Source organism: Klebsiella sp. R390, from assembly GCF_051131745.1.
GTDB lineage: Bacteria > Pseudomonadota > Gammaproteobacteria > Enterobacterales > Enterobacteriaceae > Klebsiella.
The window spans coordinates 3943263-3964898 of record NZ_CP180445.1; the positions used below are offsets into that span (position 1 = coordinate 3943263).

Annotated in this window: 20 protein-coding genes; 17 read left to right on the plus strand and 3 right to left on the minus strand. The window is 56.1% G+C overall.

The window, feature by feature from the left end:
- Window positions 1-17 precede the first annotated feature (17 nt).
- From rseA to acpS, 10 genes are all read left to right on the plus strand, one after another.
- Window positions 18-668 (plus strand): anti-sigma-E factor RseA, encoded by a 651-nt coding sequence (rseA, locus tag ACMYSP_RS18550; RefSeq protein WP_434583509.1) that lies wholly within the window; start codon window positions 18-20, stop codon window positions 666-668.
- Window positions 668-1624: a sigma-E factor regulatory protein RseB gene (gene rseB / locus ACMYSP_RS18555; protein WP_434583511.1), complete on the plus strand. Its 957-nt coding sequence runs from the start codon at window positions 668-670 to the stop codon at window positions 1622-1624. Before rseA ends, rseB begins: the two co-directional genes overlap by 1 nt.
- On the plus strand, window positions 1621-2100 hold the full coding sequence (rseC, locus tag ACMYSP_RS18560; protein ID WP_123755415.1) for a SoxR-reducing system protein RseC: 480 nt from the start codon (window positions 1621-1623) through the stop codon (window positions 2098-2100). The genes rseB and rseC overlap by 4 nt, the downstream gene beginning before the upstream one ends.
- A 186-nt stretch (window positions 2101-2286) precedes the next feature.
- Window positions 2287-4086 carry a translation elongation factor 4 gene (gene lepA, locus ACMYSP_RS18565; RefSeq protein ID WP_434583513.1) on the plus strand — a complete coding sequence of 600 codons (1800 nt, stop codon included), beginning with the start codon at window positions 2287-2289 and terminating at the stop codon, window positions 4084-4086.
- A gap of 16 nt (window positions 4087-4102) precedes the next feature.
- Window positions 4103-5077 carry a signal peptidase I gene (lepB, locus tag ACMYSP_RS18570; RefSeq protein WP_174507685.1) on the plus strand — a complete coding sequence of 325 codons (975 nt, stop codon included), beginning with the start codon at window positions 4103-4105 and terminating at the stop codon, window positions 5075-5077.
- Between the two features lie 293 nt (window positions 5078-5370).
- The gene (rnc, locus tag ACMYSP_RS18575; RefSeq protein ID WP_123755539.1) at window positions 5371-6051 is read left to right on the plus strand and encodes a ribonuclease III; all 681 of its coding nucleotides are present in this window, start codon (window positions 5371-5373) and stop codon (window positions 6049-6051) included.
- Window positions 6048-6953, plus strand: a complete 906-nt coding sequence (gene era / locus ACMYSP_RS18580) for a GTPase Era (protein ID WP_434583514.1) — start codon at window positions 6048-6050, stop codon at window positions 6951-6953. The genes rnc and era overlap by 4 nt, the downstream gene beginning before the upstream one ends.
- Before the next feature lie 11 nt (window positions 6954-6964).
- Window positions 6965-7705, plus strand: a complete 741-nt coding sequence (recO, locus tag ACMYSP_RS18585) for a DNA repair protein RecO (protein ID WP_434583515.1) — start codon at window positions 6965-6967, stop codon at window positions 7703-7705.
- A gap of 8 nt (window positions 7706-7713) precedes the next feature.
- Complete coding sequence (pdxJ, locus tag ACMYSP_RS18590) at window positions 7714-8445, plus strand: pyridoxine 5'-phosphate synthase (protein ID WP_434583516.1); 732 nt, start codon at window positions 7714-7716, stop codon at window positions 8443-8445.
- Window positions 8445-8825, plus strand: coding sequence for a holo-ACP synthase (gene acpS / locus ACMYSP_RS18595; protein WP_434583517.1), 381 nt, complete (start codon window positions 8445-8447; stop codon window positions 8823-8825). The genes pdxJ and acpS overlap by 1 nt, the downstream gene beginning before the upstream one ends.
- Before the next feature lie 18 nt (window positions 8826-8843).
- On the opposite strand, the gene ACMYSP_RS18600 is transcribed toward acpS, so the two are convergent.
- On the minus strand, window positions 8844-9104 hold the full coding sequence (locus ACMYSP_RS18600; protein WP_434583518.1) for a YfhL family 4Fe-4S dicluster ferredoxin: 261 nt from the start codon (window positions 9102-9104) through the stop codon (window positions 8844-8846).
- A gap of 56 nt (window positions 9105-9160) precedes the next feature.
- Window positions 9161-10009 carry a MurR/RpiR family transcriptional regulator gene (locus tag ACMYSP_RS18605; protein ID WP_123755407.1) on the minus strand — a complete coding sequence of 283 codons (849 nt, stop codon included), beginning with the start codon at window positions 10007-10009 and terminating at the stop codon, window positions 9161-9163.
- A gap of 220 nt (window positions 10010-10229) precedes the next feature.
- Here ACMYSP_RS18605 and yfhb point away from each other — a divergent pair, with 220 nt between their 5' ends.
- Both yfhb and tadA read left to right on the plus strand, forming a co-directional pair.
- A complete protein-coding gene (gene yfhb / locus ACMYSP_RS18610) occupies window positions 10230-10865 on the plus strand; it encodes a phosphatidylglycerophosphatase C (RefSeq protein ID WP_434583519.1) in 636 nt (211 codons plus the stop codon).
- Between the two features lie 58 nt (window positions 10866-10923).
- Complete coding sequence (tadA, locus tag ACMYSP_RS18615) at window positions 10924-11430, plus strand: tRNA adenosine(34) deaminase TadA (RefSeq protein WP_434583520.1); 507 nt, start codon at window positions 10924-10926, stop codon at window positions 11428-11430.
- Here tadA and mltF read toward each other — a convergent pair whose 3' ends face one another.
- Complete coding sequence (gene mltF / locus ACMYSP_RS18620) at window positions 11431-12963, minus strand: membrane-bound lytic murein transglycosylase MltF (RefSeq protein WP_434587170.1); 1533 nt, start codon at window positions 12961-12963, stop codon at window positions 11431-11433. It lies immediately after the preceding gene.
- Window positions 12964-13218: 255 nt separating this feature from the next.
- Between mltF and purL the strand changes: the two genes are divergently transcribed.
- The 5 genes from purL (at window position 13219) to glnB (ending at window position 21625) form a co-directional block, all read left to right on the plus strand.
- Window positions 13219-17106 carry a phosphoribosylformylglycinamidine synthase gene (gene purL / locus ACMYSP_RS18625; protein ID WP_434583521.1) on the plus strand — a complete coding sequence of 1296 codons (3888 nt, stop codon included), beginning with the start codon at window positions 13219-13221 and terminating at the stop codon, window positions 17104-17106.
- A gap of 632 nt (window positions 17107-17738) precedes the next feature.
- A complete protein-coding gene (locus tag ACMYSP_RS18630) occupies window positions 17739-19175 on the plus strand; it encodes a sensor histidine kinase (protein ID WP_434583522.1) in 1437 nt (478 codons plus the stop codon).
- 17 nt (window positions 19176-19192) lie between these two features.
- The gene (gene qseG / locus ACMYSP_RS18635; protein ID WP_434587172.1) at window positions 19193-19897 is read left to right on the plus strand and encodes a two-component system QseEF-associated lipoprotein QseG; all 705 of its coding nucleotides are present in this window, start codon (window positions 19193-19195) and stop codon (window positions 19895-19897) included.
- Window positions 19884-21221 carry a two-component system response regulator GlrR gene (gene glrR, locus ACMYSP_RS18640; protein ID WP_123755400.1) on the plus strand — a complete coding sequence of 446 codons (1338 nt, stop codon included), beginning with the start codon at window positions 19884-19886 and terminating at the stop codon, window positions 21219-21221. Before qseG ends, glrR begins: the two co-directional genes overlap by 14 nt.
- A 65-nt stretch (window positions 21222-21286) precedes the next feature.
- Entirely contained in the window at window positions 21287-21625 is a 339-nt protein-coding gene (gene glnB, locus ACMYSP_RS18645) for a nitrogen regulatory protein P-II (protein WP_002914032.1), read from the plus strand.
- Window positions 21626-21636: the final 11 nt, after the last annotated feature.

The following is a 21636-nucleotide window of genomic DNA, read 5'->3' on the forward strand; positions in this document are numbered from 1 at the left end:
TGAAAAGGGTATCAGGCATGCAGAAAGAAAAACTTTCGGCCTTAATGGATGGTGAAACGCTGGATAACGAGCTGCTCAATGAGCTGAGCCGTTCTTCTGAAATGCAAAAGACCTGGGAGAGCTATCATCTCATTCGTGATTCGCTGCGAGGCGATACCGCTGAGATGCTCCATTTTGATATCTCAGCTCGCGTTATGGCCGCCATTGAAAATGAACCTGTTCGCCAGGCGGTGCCGCTTATTCCTGAATCTCAGCCGGCTCCACACCAGTGGCGCCAGATGCCTTTCTGGCAAAAAGTCCGCCCATGGGCCAGCTCTTTGACTCAGATGGGTGTGGCTGCGTGCGTATCGCTTGCTGTTATCGTCGGCGTTCAGCAGTATAATGGGCAGAACGAATCATCCCAGCAACCTGAAGCGCCGGTGTTCAACACCATGCCGATGATGGGTAAAGCCAGCCCGGTAAGCCTTGGCGTTCCGGCAGATGCTTCTGCTGGAAGCGGTCAGCAGGCGCAGGTGCAAGAACAACGTCGCCGCATTAATGCTATGCTGCAGGATTATGAATTGCAGCGCCGCCTGCACGCAGAGCAGCTTCAGTTTGGGCAAGCCCAGACTCAGCAAGCCGCTGTTCAGGTGCCAGGTTATCAAACATTAGGAACGCAATCGCAGTAATGAAGCAACTTTGGTGTGCCATGTCGCTCATGGCAGGCAGCCTGTTCTTCTCTGTCAACGCCTCGGCTGATACATCGTCCGGGGCGTTGTTGCAGCAAATGAATCTGGCCAGCCAGTCCCTGAATTATGAGCTGTCTTTTGTCAGCATTAACAAACAGGGCGTTGAGTCGCTGCGTTATCGTCACGCGCGCCTGAACAATCAACCTCTCGCACAGCTGCTGCAACTCGATGGCCCGCGCCGGGAAGTTGTGCTGCGTGGTAATGAAATCAGCTATTTTGAACCTGGGCTCGATCCCTTCACGCTGAATGGCGACTACATTGTCGACTCATTACCGTCGCTGGCTTATACCGATTTCAAGCGGCTGGCTTCCTACTACGACTTTATCTCCGTTGGCCGGACTCGTATCGCCGATCGTCTGTGCGAGGTGATTCGTGTGGTCGCGCGCGATGGCACGCGGTATAGCTATATTGTCTGGCTGGATGCCGAAACGAAACTGCCGATGCGGGTTGATTTGCTCGACCGCGACGGGGAAACCCTCGAGCAGTTCCGGGTCGTCTCCTTTAGCGTTGGCGATAAAGTCAGCAGTAGTATGGAGACGCTAGCAAAAGCGAGCCTGCCTCCTCAACTGTCGGTGCCGGAAGGGGGCGATAAAGCCAACTTCAACTGGGCGCCAACCTGGCTACCACAAGGGGTTTCGGAAGTCTCCAGCAGCCAACGCCGTCTGCCAACCATTGATGGTCCTGTTGAATCCCGCCTCTATTCGGATGGGCTGTTTAGTTTCTCCATTAACGTTAATCGCGCCACCTCAACCAGTAGCGATCAGCTGCTACGCACCGGTCGTCGCACCGTGAGCACGACGGTCCGCGATAACGCAGAGATAACCGTAGTCGGCGAAATGCCGCCGCAAACGGCTAAACGCATCTCCGACAGCATTAAGTTCAAGGCAGTACAATGATTAAAGAGTGGGCCACGGTCGTCTCCTGGCAAAATGGCATGGCGCAGGTGCACTGCGACGTTAAAGCCTCCTGTAGCAGCTGTGCCTCGCGTGCCGGCTGCGGCAGTCGGGTGCTGAACAAGCTGGGACCGCAAACCAGCCATACCATTAGCGTTCCCAGCGATCAACCGCTGTCCGCCGGGCAGAAAGTTGAGCTGGGAATTGCCGAAAGCAGCCTGCTAGGCTCTGCGGTGTTAGTCTATATGGCGCCGTTAGTCGGGCTGTTTGTGGTGGCTTCCATTTTTCAGGTGTTGTTTGCCAATGACTTCGCGTCACTGTGTGGTGCGGTGCTCGGTGGCGTTGGCGGATTTCTGATTGCGCGCGGGCTTTCTCCTGGGTTAGCCGCTCGTCAATCGTGGCAGCCCGTTATCATTAGCGTGGGTTTGCCGCCGGATTTACTGCGTACAGAGACACCCTCTTCAGAGCCAGGTCAGTGATTCCACTGGCCTTTATTTTTTATTAGCCACGCTCAGACCAACTCACCATTTGTTACGGTTATGCTGCTGGTAAGAGCATTTCCTGGTTTCGTGGATGTAGTGTAGAATGCGGCGTTTTCGGATTAAAAAACGTCAGGCACAGAACAGCGGCCTCATGATTCGCGTAAGGCAAAATTAACTCTAAATATGAAGAATATACGTAACTTTTCAATCATCGCTCATATCGACCACGGTAAATCGACGTTGTCTGACCGTATCATCCAGATTTGCGGTGGCCTTTCCGATCGTGAAATGGAAGCCCAGGTACTGGACTCCATGGATCTTGAGCGTGAGCGTGGCATCACCATCAAGGCGCAGAGCGTCACCCTGGATTATAAAGCGACCAATGGCGAAACCTATCAGCTGAACTTTATCGACACGCCGGGCCACGTCGACTTCTCTTATGAGGTGTCTCGTTCTCTCGCCGCGTGTGAAGGTGCGCTGCTGGTAGTCGATGCCGGTCAGGGTGTTGAAGCCCAGACGCTGGCCAACTGCTACACCGCTATGGAAATGGATCTGGAAGTGGTTCCGGTCCTCAACAAAATCGACCTGCCTGCTGCCGATCCGGAGCGCGTAGCTGAAGAAATTGAAGACATTGTCGGCATTGATGCGGCTGATGCCGTGCGCTGCTCGGCGAAAACCGGTATTGGTGTTCCTGACGTTCTGGAGCGTCTGGTACGCGATATCCCGCCACCGGAAGGTGACGCGGATGGCCCGCTGCAGGCGCTGATCATCGACTCCTGGTTCGATAACTACCTCGGCGTAGTGTCGCTGGTGCGTATTAAAAACGGCACCATGCGTAAAGGCGACAAAATCAAAGTCATGAGCACCGGACAAGTCTACAACGCTGACCGTCTGGGCATCTTTACGCCAAAACAGGTTGACCGTACCGAACTGAAATGCGGCGAGGTTGGCTGGCTGGTGTGCGCCATTAAAGATATCCTTGGCGCCCCGGTTGGGGATACCCTGACCACCTCCCGTAACCCGGCTGAAAAAGCGCTGCCTGGCTTCAAAAAAGTCAAACCGCAGGTGTATGCTGGTCTGTTCCCGGTGAGCTCTGATGACTACGAAAGCTTCCGTGATGCGCTTGGCAAACTGAGCCTCAACGATGCCTCTCTGTTCTACGAGCCGGAAAGCTCTACGGCGCTGGGCTTCGGCTTCCGCTGTGGCTTCCTGGGCCTGCTGCACATGGAAATCATTCAGGAGCGTCTGGAACGCGAGTATGACCTGGATCTGATCACCACTGCGCCGACGGTAGTCTACGAAGTAGAAACCACGGCGAAAGAGGTTATCTATGTCGATAGCCCGTCCAAGCTGCCGCCGCTGAACAACATTCAGGAACTGCGTGAGCCGATCGCCGAGTGTCATATGCTGCTGCCGCAGGAATACCTGGGTAACGTTATCACGCTGTGTATTGAGAAGCGTGGCGTGCAGACCAATATGGTTTACCACGGTAAACAAGTGGCTCTGACCTATGAAATTCCAATGGCGGAAGTGGTTCTCGATTTCTTCGACCGTCTGAAGTCAACGTCACGCGGCTACGCGTCGCTGGACTACAACTTCAAACGCTTCCAGGCCTCCAACATGGTCCGCGTGGACGTGCTGATCAACAGCGAGCGTGTTGATGCGCTGGCATTGATCACCCACAACGATAACGCACCGTACCGTGGTCGTGAGCTGGTAGAGAAGATGAAAGAGCTGATCCCTCGCCAGCAGTTCGATATTGCGATTCAGGCGGCGATCGGCAACCACATCATTGCCCGCGCTACCGTCAAGCAGCTGCGTAAAAACGTTCTGGCGAAATGCTACGGCGGTGACGTCAGCCGTAAGAAAAAGCTGCTGCAGAAGCAGAAAGACGGTAAAAAACGTATGAAACAAGTGGGTAACGTTGAGCTACCGCAGGAAGCGTTCCTTGCCATTCTGCACGTCGGTAAAGACGGCAAATAACCATTAAGGAGTTGGCATGGCGAACATGTTTGCCCTGATCCTGGTGATTGCAACCCTGGTCACAGGGTTGTTATGGTGCCTGGATAAATTCATCTTTGCGCCAAAGCGTCGTGAACGCCAGGCTGCTGCTCAGGCTGCGACAGGCGATAGCCTCGACAAGCAAACGCTGAAGAAAGTGGGCCCGAAACCGGGCTGGCTGGAAACGGGAGCCTCGGTATTTCCGGTGCTGGCTATTGTGCTGGTGGTTCGCTCATTTATTTATGAGCCGTTCCAGATCCCATCAGGTTCAATGATGCCAACGCTGCTGATTGGCGATTTTATTCTGGTTGAGAAGTTTGCCTACGGCATTAAAGATCCGATCTACCAGAAAACGCTGATCGAAACCGGTCATCCGAAACGCGGTGATATCGTGGTCTTTAAATACCCGGAAGATCCGCGCCTGGATTACATCAAGCGTGCTGTCGGGTTGCCGGGCGATAAAGTTACCTACGATCCGTTGACCAAACAGGTCACGATCCAGCCAGGCTGCAGTTCCGGCCAGGCTTGCGGTAGCGCGCTGCCGGTCACTTACTCCAACGTTGAGCCGAGCGATTTTGTTCAGACCTTCTCGCGCCGTAACGGTGGTGAGGCAACCAGCGGGTTCTGGCAGCTGCCGAAGGGCGAGACCAAAGAAGACGGTATCCGCCTGACCGAACGTAAAGAGACGCTGGGTGAAGTGACTCATCGTATTCTGACCGTTCCGATTGCTCAGGATCAGGTTGGCATGTACTACCATCAATCGGGTCTGCCGCTGGCGACCTGGATTGTGCCGCCGGGCCAGTATTTCATGATGGGTGACAACCGTGATAACAGCGCTGACAGCCGTTACTGGGGCTTTGTGCCAGAAGCGAACCTGGTCGGTAAAGCCACGGCAATCTGGATGAGCTTCGAAAAACAGGAAGGTGAGTGGCCGACCGGCGTGCGTTTATCACGTATCGGTAGCATCCACTAATTTCCCTGCCTTATTCACGCTGCCGTCGCAATACGGCAGCGTGAATTATTTAATATTTAAATCTATTCAAACTAACGACATCCCTTGTCGTTGCGTATAGAATATCCCCCCTAAGTTTTGGTTGTCTCTCGTAAGAGGACACTGCACACGAAACCGCGTTGGTTGATTTTACTCTGAAATAAGTTGGGTTGCGGAAGGCGACAGGTTTGCGCACAGGCAATCTACAATGAGACAGAGCTGCCCAGGTCGGTTTCGTGTGCTGCATTTTTGACGCATTCATTTATTGGTATCGCATGAACCCCATCGTAATTAATCGGCTTCAACGGAAGCTGGGCTACACTTTTCATCATCAGGAGCTGTTGCAACAGGCATTAACTCACCGCAGTGCCAGCAGCAAGCACAATGAGCGCCTGGAGTTTCTGGGTGACTCAATTTTGAGTTTTGTGATCGCGAATGCGCTCTATCACCGCTTCCCTCGGGTTGACGAAGGTGACATGAGCCGCATGCGTGCCACGCTGGTGCGAGGCAACACGCTGGCGGAAATCGCCCGTGAGTTTGAGTTAGGTGAGTGCCTGCGCCTTGGTCCGGGTGAACTGAAAAGCGGCGGTTTCCGTCGCGAATCTATTCTGGCAGATACCGTTGAAGCACTGATCGGCGGGATTTTCCTCGACAGCGATATCCAGAACGTTGAGCGCCTGATTCTGAGCTGGTATCAAACTCGTCTGGACGAAATCAGCCCGGGCGATAAGCAAAAAGATCCAAAGACCCGTTTGCAGGAATATTTGCAGGGTCGCCATCTGCCGCTGCCATCTTATCTGGTGGTGCAGGTGCGTGGCGAAGCACACGATCAGGAATTTACTATCCACTGCCAGGTCAGCGGCCTGAGTGAACCAGTGGTTGGCACAGGTTCCAGCCGTCGCAAGGCGGAGCAGGCTGCCGCCGAACAGGCGCTGAAAAAACTGGAGCTGGAATGAGCAACGAAAAAAGTTATTGCGGGTTTGTCGCTATAGTCGGCCGCCCGAACGTGGGTAAATCCACTCTGCTGAACAATCTGCTTGGGCAGAAGATTTCGATCACCTCGCGCAAAGCGCAGACGACGCGTCACCGTATTGTCGGCATCCATACCGAAGGGCCGTATCAGGCAATTTATGTTGATACCCCGGGCCTGCATATGGAAGAAAAACGCGCGATCAACCGCCTGATGAACAAAGCAGCGAGTAGCTCGATCGGCGACGTTGAGCTGGTTATCTTCGTGGTTGAAGGTACCCGCTGGACCGCGGATGACGAAATGGTGCTGGGCAAACTGCGTGATGCCAGAGCGCCGGTGATCCTGGCGGTCAATAAAGTCGATAACGTTCAGGAAAAAGCGGATTTACTGCCGCACCTGCAGTTCCTGGCAAGCCAGATGAACTTCCTGGATATCGTCCCGATTTCTGCAGAAACGGGGATGAACGTGGATACCATCGCCGGGATCGTCCGTAAACATCTGCCGGAAGCCATTCATCACTTCCCGGAAGAGTACATTACCGACCGTTCACAGCGCTTTATGGCTTCTGAAATCATCCGTGAAAAGCTGATGCGTTTCCTTGGCGCAGAACTGCCGTACTCTGTGACGGTAGAAATCGAACGTTTCCAGACCAACGAGCGTGGCGGTTATGATATTAACGGCCTGATCCTGGTTGAGCGTGAAGGGCAGAAGAAGATGGTGATTGGCAACAAAGGCGCCAAAATCAAAACCATCGGTATTGAAGCCCGTAAAGACATGCAGGATATGTTCGAAGCGCCGGTGCACCTTGAGCTGTGGGTGAAAGTGAAATCCGGCTGGGCTGATGACGAACGCGCGCTGCGCAGTCTCGGTTACGGCGAAGATCACTAAGCGCTATTTTGATGGAAGGCTGGCAGCGCGCTTTCGTCCTGCATAGTCGTCCCTGGAGCGAAACCAGTCTGATGCTGGACGTCTTCACGGAAGAATCCGGTCGCGTGCGCCTTGTTGCTAAAGGCGCACGTTCTAAACGCTCCAGCCTCAAAGGCGCTCTCCAGCCTTTTACCCCCTTGTTACTCCGCTTTGGTGGCCGTGGCGACGTCAAAACGCTACGCAATGCCGAAGCGGTTTCACTGGCTCTGCCGCTCAGCGGTATCACGCTCTACAGCGGGCTGTATGTGAATGAGCTCCTCTCCCGCGTGCTGGAACATGAAACGCGCTTCTCCGAACTCTTTTTCGATTACCTGCACTGTCTCCAGGCGCTGGCGGGCACCAGCGGCACGCCGGAGCCGGCATTACGCCGCTTTGAACTGGCATTGCTGGGACATCTGGGGTATGGCGTCGATTTCCTCCACTGCGCCGGCAGCGGTGATGTGGTCGATGACACCATGACCTACCGCTACCGTGAAGAAAAAGGCTTTATCGCCAGCGTGGTTATTGATAACAACACCTTTACCGGGCACCATTTGAAAGCGCTGGCGAGCCGTGAGTTTCCGGACAGCGATGCGCTACGTGCCGCCAAGCGCTTTACCCGTATCGCCCTGAAGCCGTATCTTGGCGGTAAGCCGCTGAAGAGTCGGGAACTGTTTCGCCAGTTTATGCCCGCACGCGCGGCGCGAGCAGATAAAACGAATAACGATCAATGAGGATTGTCATGGCTGAATTACTGTTAGGGGTCAATATTGACCATATCGCGACACTGCGTAACGCGCGCGGCACCGCTTATCCGGATCCGGTACAGGCGGCGTTTATCGCTGAGCAGGCCGGGGCTGACGGCATTACTGTCCACCTGCGCGAAGACCGCCGTCACATTACCGACCGTGACGTGCGCGTGCTGCGCCAGACGCTGGACACCCGCATGAACCTCGAGATGGCGGTCACCGAAGAGATGCTGACCATCGCCTGCGACACCAAACCGCATTTCTGCTGCCTGGTGCCGGAAAAGCGTCAGGAAGTGACGACGGAAGGCGGCCTGGACGTGGCCGGTCAGCGCGAGAAAATGCGTGACGCTTGCAAGCGTCTGGCTGATGCCGGAATTCTGGTCTCTCTGTTCATCGATGCCGATGAGGCGCAAATTCAGGCGGCGGCGGACGTTGGCGCTCCCTATATTGAAATTCACACTGGCTGCTACGCCGATGCCGAAAGTGACGCCCAGCAGGAAAAAGAGCTGCAGCGTATCGCGGCCGCTGCGACCTTTGCCGCAAGCCTCGGTCTGAAGGTGAATGCTGGTCACGGCCTGACCTATCACAACGTCAAAGCGATTGCCCGCATTCCGGAAATGCACGAGCTGAACATCGGCCATGCGATCATCGGTCGGGCAGTGATGAGCGGTCTGAAAGAGGCGGTTGCCGAAATGAAACGGCTGATGCAGGAAGCCCGCGCGTAATGGCGATTCTGGGGCTGGGAACCGATATCGTTGAAATTGTGCGGATAGAAGCGGTGATTGCCCGTAGCGGCGATCGCCTCGCCCGGCGCGTGCTCAGCGACAACGAGTGGCTGATATGGCAGCAGCACCAGCAGCCGGTCCGCTTTCTGGCGAAGCGCTTTGCCGTTAAAGAGGCGGCGGCGAAAGCCCTGGGAACCGGAATTCGCAACGGCCTGGCGTTTAATCAGTTCGAGGTGTACAACGACGAGCTCGGTAAACCCAGCCTGCGTCTCTGGGGTGAAGCGCAAAATCTGGCACAGCGTATGGGGGTCAGAAGCATCCACGTGACCCTGGCGGATGAGCGTCATTACGCTTGTGCTACGGTTATCGTGGAGAGTTAACGCCGGCGGGGTGCAGCGTCAGATTTTGTCCGCATGATGCATCAGGACAAACTTATCCCACAGCTGCTCTTCATTTTCGGCGTGTGCCGGGTCTTTCAGAATAGTATTGGGGATCGGGCACACTTTCTGACAGGTGGGCGTTTCATAGTGGCCCACACACTCCGTGCAGCGGTCACTGTTAATCTCATAGATGCTGTCACCCATCGAAATCGCCTCATTCGGGCATTCCGGTTCGCACATATCGCAATTGATGCATTTTTTGGTGATTAACAGCGCCATCAGGAAATTCTCAGAAACATCACAAACAGGGCGGGCATTATACGCCCATTTTCTGCTCACACCAGTTTTTTCACCAGCGCCTCGCTGTGGCGGATCCGATCCGGCGCATGTTCAAGATCCTGCTGAACCAACGCCATAAACAGCAGATCGGTGAGCATCATTTGCGCGCTGGTGGAGGAGATCGCGGCGCTGCGCGTTGCCTGCTCTTCGGCGATGGTGTACAGGCACTGCGTCGCCTGTTGCTGCAGCGCATTCGGTGTAAACCCGGTGATCGCCAGGATCCGGCATCCAACACGCAGCGCTTCTCCGGCGGCCATGTTGATCTCCCGGCGTTCGCCTGAATAAGAGATCGCCACCAGCAGATCGTCGGATGACATGGCCTGCACGGTCGCGAGCAGGGCGTGCATATCCTGTTCGGAAACGGCGTTAATGCCGATTTTCATTAGCTTCCAGCCGAAATTACGCGCCACCAGCCCGGATGCACCGATACCGGTGATCACCACCCGGCGGGCGTGGCGCAACAGCGCGACGGCTTCCAGCAGCTTCTCTTCGGTGTTGACATCCAGCGAGGCGTGCATCGCTGCCACGTTATCGTTGATCAGCTTCTCGCCCACCAGACGCAGCGGATCGTCACCGCGGATCTGGTTATGGACCGGAACCGATTGTGGATCGGGCGCGCTGGCCAGCGCTTCACTTAAGGCCAGCTTCAGTGCCGGGAAACCTTTAAACCCCATCTTCTGCGCGAATTTCACGACGCTGGACTGGCTGACGCCGGCCTCGCCAGCCAGCTGCTGTGAACTGAGGTGGCGGGTCTGGTCAGGCTGAGCCAGAATAAAGTCTGCCAGCTTTTTGTCGCTTGCCGCCAGCGATGGATAGCGCTGGCGAATGCGGATTAAACAGTTCATCGGTTTTCCTCAGGACAACTTTCGCCCTCTGCTGAAAGAATTTTGTATTCGATTATAAGAGGATTACAGCGAATTAAAAATTCTACCGGTGAGATTTATTGATTCCAGGAAAATAGCCTTAACCCAGGGTTAACGTCCGTAGATGTTTTCTCTGTTCATGGCATAAGACTGTTAAGCTAACGGCATCAGCTACGATATTTGCTAAAGAAAGAGGTCGGTTTTGAACAGCAGCACGCGGCGAGTGGTTTTTTTTGATCTCGATGGAACGTTACATCAACAAGATATGTTCGGCAGTTTCCTGCGCTATGTCTTGCGTCACCAGCCGTTGAATGTCCCGCTGGTGGTCCTCATGTCGCCGGCAATCCTGCTGGGATTAGCCGTTAACGGCCGGGCGGCGCGCTGGCCAATGAGCCTGCTGCTGTGGGCTGCCACCTTCGGGCGCAGCGAACGCGCTTTGAAGCGACTCGAGGCCGGTTTTGTCCGTTGGTTTCGCCAGCGCGTGACCGCGTTTCCGGTGGTGCAGGCCCGGCTGACGGACTACCTCGACCATCACGATGCTGAGGTCTGGCTGATTACTGGCTCGCCTCAGTCGCTGGTTGAGCAGGTCTATTTTGATACCCCCTGGCTGCCGAGAGTCAATGTTATCGCCAGCCGGATGGAGCGCCGTTGCGGCGGCTGGGGGCTGACCCTACGCTGCCTGGGGCATGAAAAAGTGGCCCAACTGGAGCAGAAAATCGGCGCGCCATTACAGTTGTACAGCGGCTACAGCGACAGCGAACAGGACAACCCGTTGCTCTGTTTTTGCCAGCACCGCTGGCGCGTCACGCCGCAGGGCGATCTTCACCAGTTAGAATAGTGTGTAATGCCGGTTGCCATGTATAATGCGCCCCGCTTTTTCCGCAGGAGTGCCCGCTTTGTCTGACCATGAACTAAACGATGAATACTGGATGCGTCACGCATTAACACTGGCGAAACGTGCCTGGGAAGAGGGCGAAGTGCCGGTGGGGGCCGTGCTGGTGCACAATAATCAGGTTATCGGTGAAGGCTGGAACCGTCCTATCGGGCGCCACGATCCGACAGCGCATGCTGAAATTATGGCTTTGCGTCAGGGCGGAATGGTCCTGCAAAACTATCGTCTGATTGACGCCACATTGTATGTCACCCTCGAACCGTGCGTGATGTGTGCTGGTGCGATGGTGCATAGCCGGATTTCACGGCTGGTATTTGGTGCCCGGGATGCAAAAACCGGCGCGGCCGGATCGCTTATCGACGTTTTACACCATCCGGGAATGAATCATCGGGTCGACGTCTGCGAAGGGATCCTGGCGGAATCGTGCTCGGGAATGCTTAGCGACTTTTTCCGCTGGCGTCGCGAAGAGAAAAAAGCGCTGAAACAGGCGCGCTCTGGCAAGGACGCGTAGTTAGTGCCTCAGGCCAGGGATTTTCAGCCTGGCGTTGTCGACTAAAGACTCGGCGTGGAACTGGAAGAAGGGAATCGTGCGTGGCGCCTGCTCCAGTTCGTCCGGCATCACCGCCGGATAGTCTCCGGCCATCGCCAGCCTCTGCGCTTCCTTTCTCTCTTTCTCGGACAAATAGCCCACCAGGCTGATGTGATATTTACGGATGTTTTCGACATACGCGTACGCCTCGTGGCCGCGCGCGTAGCCATATTTCAGCCTGCTGTAATAAGGTTTCTGGCTAAGCAACGGCAGGCGTTGCTTCACGTCCGCCCAGCTGTCGGGATTGCCTTTCTGCTTTTTGGTCAGTGAAATCGCATCAAGCATGTGGGCGTAACCCATGTTGTACGCTGCGAGCGCAAACCAGATCCGCTCATCTTTGGGGACGGAATCCGGTATCTTGCCCATCATATCCTGCAGGTAGCGCATACCGCCGTTGAGGCTTTGATCTGCATCCGTTCGGTCGGTCAACCCCAGGCTCTGTGCGGTGTTTTTGGTCAGCATCATCATCCCGCGAACCCCGGTCGGCGAGGTGGCCTGCGGATCCCAGTGTGATTCCTGCCACGCAATGGCCGCCAGCAGACGCCAGTCGATCTGTCGGGCGTACTTTTCAAACATCGGCTGCAGGTCGGGCAGGGCATTTTCGACGGCGCGCAGGAAGGTACGCGTATCGACATAATCGAAATCGTTGCCGTGCCCGAGGTACTTCTCTTCCAGCCGCGCCAGAGTGCCGTCTTCATTCATGGTGTCGAAGAAATCAAGCATCGCTGCTGAAAGCGAGTTGTCCTCGCTCTTGAGGCTAAACCAGGTGACCGGCTGCTCGTCGCTGATATCCAGTGCAACGGCCAACTCAGGATGAACGCGCTGGAACAGGCTGACCGCCACCGAATCGGCAATGGTGTAATCAAGCTCGCCGTCAATCACCGCCTGCATCAGCGCGGTAGTCCCACGCTTTTCATCTACGCGCCAGCCGAGGTCAGGGTATTTATGTGCTTTCAGCGCCTGCAGGTCGTTAATCGCAACGTGGCCTGGGGCGATGGCCAACTGATCTGCCGTGAGGCTGGCAAGGCTACGCGGTCTCAGGCTGCCGACCCGATAAACCAGCTGCTGGGACACGGAGTAGTAGCTCGGTCCGGGCTGGTAGTTTTTGACCCGCTCCGAGTTATAGACCAGTCCGGCGGCCAACATATCTGCCTTGCCGTTATCCAGGTCGTCGAACAGCTGGCTGATATTTTGCCGGACGGTCACTTTCAGCGGCACCCCGAGGTAGTCGGCGAACTGTTTAGCCAGCTCGTAATCCAACCCATAGGTTTTGCCATTGATAGTGGCGAAGGTCAGCGGTGAATTGATGGTGCTGATACGCAGCTCCCCGCGCGCGATAATTCCGGCCACGCGATTCTCCGGCTTGCCAGACCACGGGATCGACGGCCACAGGGCGGCCGCCAGCAATAAGGTCACAATGCCGATGAGCAGATAATTAATCTTCAGTTTTTTCAGATAGTTAATCTTCTGCAGCTCTGAGTTCCTCAGCAGGCTATTAGCGGAAAAGTGAAAAGACAGATGTCGAATGAGCGGCATTTTGCTTAAGAATGCGCCAGTTGGCAACATATTCGCGAGTGCGGTCACATTAATTGATAAACCAGGGGAATCATTTTATTTCCACGCAAACGGTTTCGTCGCGGCTCAGGATTCACTATAATGGCGCCCGTTTCCCCCCTGGCTCATATTGAAAGCTGCGAAGACGAGAGACTTATGATGGAAATTTTGCGTGGTTCACCTGCACTGTCGGCATTTCGAATTAATAAACTGCTGGCACGTTTCCAGGCGGCGAACCTGCCGGTTAGCACTATATATGCAGAGTATGTTCATTTTGCCGATCTGAGCGCGCCGTTAAGCGGCGACGAACGAGAGAGTCTGGCGCGACTGCTCAAGTATGGTCCTGATTTAAAAAGCCATACCCCAACCGGTAAATTACTACTCGTCACTCCCCGCCCTGGCACCATCTCCCCCTGGTCTTCTAAAGCTACCGATATCGCCCATAACTGCGGCCTGTCTCAGGTTGTGCGCCTTGAGCGCGGCGTGGCGTACTATGTCGAAGCCAGCACCCTGAACGAAGCGCAGTGGGCCACCGTCGCGAGTGAACTTCACGACCGGATGATGGAAAGCGTCTTTGATGCGCTGGAAGCGGGTGAGCAACTTTTCGCTCAGCATCAGCCGACGCCGGTTACCAGCGTCGATATGCTGGGTCAGGGTCGTCAGGCGCTGATTGACGCTAACCTCCGTCTGGGGCTGGCGCTGGCGGAAGACGAAATCGACTACCTGTTCGATGCCTTCACGACGCTGGGGCGTAATCCCAACGACATTGAACTGTATATGTTTGCCCAGGCGAACTCCGAGCACTGCCGTCACAAGATTTTTAACGCCGACTGGGTCATCGATGGCGAACAGCAGCCGAAGTCGCTGTTTAAGATGATCAAAAACACCTTCGAAAAGACGCCGGATTACGTCCTGTCTGCCTATAAAGATAATGCTGCAGTCATGGAAGGTTCGCAGGTAGGGCGCTTCTTTGCCGATCGTGAAAAAGGCCGCTATGACTACCATCAGGAAGATGCACATATTCTGATGAAGGTTGAAACGCACAACCACCCGACGGCTATTTCTCCGTGGCCGGGCGCGGCGACTGGCTCCGGCGGTGAAATCCGTGATGAAGGGGCGACCGGGCGTGGGGCGAAGCCGAAAGCGGGCCTGGTGGGCTTCTCTGTATCTAACCTGCGTATTCCTGGTTTTGAACAGCCGTGGGAAGAAGACTTCGGTAAGCCGGAGCGCATCGTCACCGCACTGGATATCATGACCGATGGCCCGCTGGGCGGCGCAGCGTTTAACAACGAATTTGGTCGTCCGGCGCTGAACGGTTATTTCCGTACCTATGAAGAAAAAGTGACCAGCCACAATGGCGAAGAGCTGCGTGGGTATCACAAACCGATCATGCTGGCGGGCGGGATTGGCAACATCCGCGGCGAACACGTGCAGAAAGGCGAGATCACCGTAGGAGCGAAACTGATCGTCCTGGGCGGCCCGGCGATGAATATCGGTCTGGGCGGCGGAGCAGCCTCCTCAATGGCTTCTGGCCAGTCCGATGCCGACCTCGACTTTGCCTCGGTACAGCGTGATAACCCGGAAATGGAACGCCGTTGCCAGGAAGTGATCGACCGCTGCTGGCAGCTGGGCGACGACAACCCGATTCTGTTCATCCACGACGTCGGCGCGGGCGGCCTGTCTAACGCCATGCCGGAGCTGGTGAGCGACGGCGGACGCGGCGGTAAATTCCAGCTGCGCGATATCCTCAGCGATGAGCCGGGCATGAGCCCGCTGGAAATCTGGTGTAACGAATCTCAGGAACGCTATGTGCTGGCAGTTGCGCCAGAGCAGCTGCCGCTGTTTGATGAACTGTGCCGCCGCGAACGCGCGCCTTATGCGGTGATCGGTGAGGCCACCGAAGCGCTGCACCTCAACATGAGCGATTCCCACTTCAACGATCAGCCGATCGACCTGCCGCTGGACGTGCTGCTGGGTAAAACGCCGAAAATGACCCGTGACGTGCAGACCCTGAAAGTCAAAGGTGAAGCGCTGGATCGTCAGCCCATTACCCTGGCCGATGCCGTCAATCGCGTCCTGCATTTACCAGCCGTGGCGGAAAAAACCTTCCTCGTGACTATCGGCGACCGTAGCGTCACCGGTATGGTTGCTCGCGATCAGATGGTTGGGCCATGGCAGATCCCGGTGGCGAACTGCGCGGTGACCACCGCCAGCCTCGACAGCTACTACGGTGAAGCGATGGCTATCGGCGAACGTGCGCCGGTTGCGCTGCTCGACTTTGCCGCTTCTGCCCGCCTGGCGGTGGGGGAAGCGCTGACCAACGTCGCGGCGACGCAAATTGGTGCCTTGAATCGCGTGAAACTCTCCGCTAACTGGATGGCCGCTGCTGGTCACCCGGGTGAAGATGCCGGCCTGTATGAAGCGGTGAAAGCGGTGGGTGAAGAGCTGTGTCCGGCCCTGGGCCTGACAATCCCGGTGGGTAAAGACTCTATGTCGATGAAAACCCGCTGGCAGGAAGGCAGCGAGCAGCGTGAGATGACCTCGCCGCTGTCGCTGGTGATTTCCGCGTTTGCCCGTGTGGAAGATGTCCGTCATACCGTGACGCCACAACTCTCTACGGAAGATAACGCGCTGCTGCTGATTGATTTAGGCAAAGGCCACAACGCGCTCGGTGCCACCGCATTGGCGCAGGTCTACCGCCAGCTGGGCGATGTGCCGGCCGACGTTCGTGATGTTACCCAGCTGAAGGGCTTCTGGGATGCGATGCAGGCGCTGGTGGCAGAACGTAAGCTGCTGGCGTACCACGACCGCTCAGACGGTGGTTTGCTGGTGACCCTGGCAGAGATGGCCTTTACCGGCCACTGTGGTCTGACGGCCGATATCGCCGCGCTGGGCGACGATCGTCTGGCGGCGTTGTTTAACGAAGAGCTGGGCGCTGTTATCCAGGTTCGTGCCGCGGATCGCGAAGCGGTGGAAGCCCTGCTGGCCTCCCACGGTCTGGCTGATTGTGTCCATTACCTGGGCCAGGCAACGGCAGGTGACCGTTTTGTTATCACTGCTGATGGCCAACCGGTGTTCAGCGAAAGCCGCACCACGCTGCGTATGTGGTGGGCTGAAACGACCTGGCAGATGCAGCGTCTGCGCGATAACCCTGAGTGTGCCGATAGCGAACACGAAGCGAAAAGCCGCGATAACGATCCGGGCCTTAACGTTAAGCTCTCCTTCGATATCAGCGAAGATATTGCTGCACCGTATATCGCCACCGGCGCACGTCCGAAAGTGGCCGTGCTGCGCGAGCAGGGTGTCAACTCGCATGTTGAAATGGCGGCTGCCTTCCATCGCGCGGGCTTTGATGCCATCGATGTGCATATGAGCGACCTGCTGGCCGGCCGCACCGGACTGGCAGATTTCCAGGCGCTGGTGGCCTGCGGCGGCTTCTCTTACGGTGATGTATTAGGCGCGGGTGAAGGCTGGGCGAAGTCGATCCTCTTCAACGAGCGCGTACGTGATGAGTTTGCCACCTTCTTCCATCGTCCACAGACTCTGGCGCTGGGTGTTTGTAACGGTTGCCAGATGATGTCTAACCTGCGTGAGCTGATCCCGGGGAGCGACCTGTGGCCACGCTTCGTGCGCAACTACTCCGACCGTTTTGAAGCGCGCTTCAGCCTGGTCGAAGTGACGCAAAGCCCGTCTCTGCTACTGCAGGGGATGGTGGGCTCCATGATGCCGATTGCCGTGTCCCATGGTGAAGGACAGGTGGAAGTGCGTGACGGTGCGCATCTGGCACAGCTTGAGAGCAAAGGCCTCGTGGCGCTGCGCTTTGTCGATAACTTCGGTAAGGTGACGGAAAGCTACCCGGCGAACCCGAACGGTTCAGCCAACGGTATCACCGCGGTAACCAGCGAAAGTGGTCGTGCGACGATTATGATGCCGCACCCTGAGCGTGTATTCCGTACCGTTGCCAACTCCTGGCACCCGGAAAACTGGGGAGAAGACAGCCCGTGGATGCGTATCTTCCGCAACGCGCGTAAACAGCTGGGCTAACGTCAGGTACGTATTAAGCCCCCGGTCTCGACCGGGGGCTTTTTTATTTGTGATAGCGGTCGCGCTCAGGTGTCGGGGATCGCCGACAAACGTCGGTAAGATGTGTCTCCAATTGGAGACATTTAAGTTGTTGATTTTTAATGCTACTGGAAAATCGATAATGAAGCGTTGCTAAATGGCGACAGTATGGATGAAAAGTGACCGTATTGCTCAGTGACTAAAAACATTAAAAATGCATTATATTTCATTGTGTTAATAAATTGTTTTGCAATGTGGCATAGTTACTGCATAATAATAACCAGTGGCTCATTCACCTTCTTATGTCAGCCCCTTCGGGACGCGCTACATAAACTTCGAATGACGCACAACAAGGTGCCTGCCGTCCAACTATTGATAATAGCTTAGCTTTATCAGCCATCGGGCGAAACGTCGAGTTAGGCACCGCCTTATTCCTTAACAAAGCCAGGCATTCGCCTGGCTTTGTTATATCTGCGGTACTTCGCCTTTCTACAACTTGAACGCATTAGGGTATATATTGTGACCTTCCTGACGACAGCACGGTTGCCAGCACCTGTCACTCCGTGATGTTTTCACCTGGCATCGTTATGAGCTAATCATTGAGACCCCTGGCCTTGAAGCGTATCTCTCTTTTCCCTCGTTCCCTGCGTCAACTGGTCACGCTCTCCTTTGTGTTGATTCTGCTGCCGCTGCTGGTGTTAGCCTGGCAGGCCTGGCAGAGCCTGAATGCGCTGAGCGCTCAGGCGGCGCACATCAACCGTACGACGCTGATCGATGCCCGACGCAGCGAAGCGATGGTCAACGCCTCGCTGGAGATGGAGCGTAGCTACCGGCAGTACTGCGTGCTGGATGACCCCACTCTGGCGAAGGTGTATCAAAACCAGCGCAAACGCTACAGCGAAATGCTGGATGCCCATGCCGGCGTACTGCCGGACGAGAAAATCTGGCAGTCGCTGAGCCAGGCGTTACGCGATCTGGCCCAGCTCAAGTGCAGCAACAGCAGTCCTGATGCCAAGTCCGGGGCCAGCCTGGAGGCTTTTGCCACGGCGAACAGCGAAATGGTTCAGGCCACCCGGACGGTGGTGTACTCGCGTGGGCAACAGCTACAGCAGGAGATTGCTGAACGCGGGCAGTTCTTTGGCTGGCAGGCGCTGGTGCTGTTTTTGCTGAGCCTGGCGTTGGTCCTGCTGTTCACCCGCATGATTATCGGTCCGGTAAAAGGGATCGAGCGGATGATTAACCGGCTGGGGGAAGGGAAGTCACTGGACAATGCGGCGTTGTTTACTGGCCCACGTGAACTGCGTTCCGTCGGGGAGCGCATTATCTGGCTGAGCGAACGTCTGGCGTGGCTGGAATCGCAGCGCCATCAGTTTTTGCGTCATCTCTCCCACGAGTTGAAAACTCCGCTCGCCAGCATGCGCGAAGGGACTGAACTACTGGCGGACCGCGTGGCCGGGCCGCTAACCACTGAGCAGCAGGAGATTGTCGAAATTCTTGATAGCAGCAGCCGCAATCTGCAAAAGCTGATTGAACAACTGCTTGATTACAACCGTAAACAGGCTGATGGCCCGGTCCCGCGTGAACGCGTGGATCTGGCAGAGCTGGTTGAAAACGTCGTGGCGGCCCACAGTTTGCCCGCCCGGGCTAAAATGATGCATACCGACATTCAGCTGACAGAGCGGACCTGTCTGGCGGACCCGGCATTATTCATCAGCGTGCTGGATAATCTCTATTCCAATGCGGTGCACTATGGGGCTGAATCCGGTAACATTCGTCTGCATAGTTACCGGCATGGCGAGCAGGTTCGCATTGACGTGATCAACAGCGGCGAACCGATTCCGCTTGCGGAAAAAAACATGATTTTCGAGCCGTTTTATCAGGGAAGCCATCAGCGTAAAGGGGCGGTGAAGGGAAGCGGTCTGGGACTGAGTATTGCCCGGGACTGCGTCCGACAAATGCAGGGAGAACTGAGCCTGGAAGAGGATGAACCCGGGTATATCTGTTTTCGCATCACGCTGCCCGCCGCTGAGTCGGGAAAAACCAACACATGAATCAACAACGGGTGAATATGTCCCACTTTTTCGTAGTGGTTCGTGCTGTCAAAGGACGGTTGCTGTCCGGCATCGCATGTCTGGCGCTGACGGGATGTTCCGCCTCTTTTTCGCCGCATACGGCAAATGACAAAGCACAGCCTGAACTGCCGCAGCATCAGGTTGCGGATTTTCTCTCGGTCGATTGTGCCGACATCTGGTCGCTGAAAAGCGAAACCAGCGATAAGAACCCGCTGTACTGGCTACGCGGGATTGATTGTGCCGACCGTCTGGCGCCGGTACAGGCGCGGGCTGAAGCCCGGCTTCACGGCGATAATAACTGGCAGGATGCGTTCAAACGCGGCATCCTGCTGGCCGACGCCAAAATCACGCCCAACGAGCGCCGCGAAGTCGTGTCTCGCCTGAATACCTACAGCGCACACATTGCGGTGCAGGTGCGCCCTTTGTATCAGCTGTGGATCGATGGTCAGAACCGCCAGCTTCAGCTGGTAGAAGAGCGTGCGCGCTATGCGAAGTTGCAGCAGTCCAGTGATGCCGAACTGGAGGCGCTGCGCCTGCAGGAAGAACAGCTGCGCAGCCAGCTGGAACTGACAACGCGCAAGCTGGAAAACCTGACCGATATTGAACGCCAGCTCTCCAGCCGCAAACCTGGCGGCAATTTTAATACCGACGGCAGTCACGGAAGCGAGAAAGTTCCGGAGGTGATTCATGACGATCCGTAAACCGGCCCATTTGCTGCTGGTGGATGACGATCCCGGCCTGTTAAAGCTGCTGGGCATGCGATTGACCAGCGAGGGATACAGCGTCGTCACCGCCGAAAGCGGCCCTGAGGCGCTACGAATCCTGGCCCGCGACAAGGTCGAACTGGTGGTCAGCGACCTGCGCATGGATGAGATGGACGGCCTGCAGCTGTTCAGCGAAATCCAGAAAGTTCAGCCAGGACTGCCGGTTATCATCCTCACCGCCCACGGTTCGATTCCCGATGCGGTCGCCGCCACCCAGCAAGGTGTGTTTGGTTTTCTGACCAAGCCGGTGGACAAAGACGCGCTGTATAAAGCCATCGATGATGCACTTGAGCAAAGCGCGCCGGTCACGGATGAGCGCTGGCGCCAGGCGATTGTCACCCGTAGCCCGCTGATGCAGCGACTGCTGGAACAGGCCGGGATGGTGGCGCAGTCGGACGTCAGCGTGCTGATTAACGGCCAGAGCGGAACCGGGAAGGAGATCGTTGCCCAGGCGATTCATAACGCCAGTCCGCGCCACGACAAGCCTTTTGTTGCCATCAACTGTGGGGCATTGCCGGAACAGCTGCTGGAGTCCGAGCTGTTTGGCCATGCGCGCGGAGCCTTTACCGGCGCGGTCAGCAACCGGGAAGGGCTGTTCCAGGCTGCGGAAGGTGGGACGCTGTTTCTCGATGAGATCGGTGATATGCCGGTGGCGCTCCAGGTCAAGCTGCTGCGGGTGTTGCAGGAGCGGAAAGTGCGTCCGCTGGGCAGCAACCGCGATATCGATATCGATGTGCGAATTATCTCGGCAACCCACCGCGATCTGCCAAAAGCGATGGCGCGCGGCGAGTTTCGTGAGGACCTGTTTTACCGCCTGAACGTGGTGAATCTGAAGATCCCGCCGTTGGCCGAGCGTGCGGAAGATATTCCGCTGCTGGCGAACCACCTGCTGCGTCAGTCTGCCGATCGGCACAAGCCGTTTGTTCGCGCCTTTTCCACCGATGCAATGAAGCGACTGATGGCGGCCAAGTGGCCTGGTAACGTGCGCCAACTGGTGAACGTGATTGAGCAGTGTGTCGCATTGACGACTTCACCAGTGATCGGCGATGCGCTGGTGGAGCAGGCGCTGGAAGGGGAAAACACCGCGCTGCCGACCTTCGTTGAAGCGCGTAATCAGTTTGAACTGAACTATCTGCGCAAACTGCTGCAAATTACTAAAGGTAACGTCACCCACGCCGCCAGAATGGCGGGGCGTAACCGCACTGAATTTTATAAGTTGCTGTCGCGCCATGAGCTCGACGCCAACGACTTTAAAGAGTAGCTCCGCAACATAACGCAAGCTATGATACGGTAAGCAACCGGTTACGCGACAAAGACAGGAACACCATGAAAAAGATTGATGCGATTATTAAACCTTTCAAACTGGATGACGTGCGTGAAGCGCTGGCCGAAGTCGGCATCACCGGGATGACGGTAACGGAAGTGAAGGGCTTTGGCCGTCAGAAAGGCCACACCGAGCTGTACCGCGGTGCAGAGTACATGGTGGATTTTTTGCCGAAAGTGAAAATTGAAATTGTGGTCACTGACGATATCGTCGATACCTGCGTGGATACTATTATCCGCACCGCCCAGACCGGTAAAATCGGTGATGGCAAAATCTTCGTCTTCGATGTGGCTCGCGTGATTCGTATTCGTACCGGCGAAGAAGACGACGCCGCGATTTAAACGTATCACCT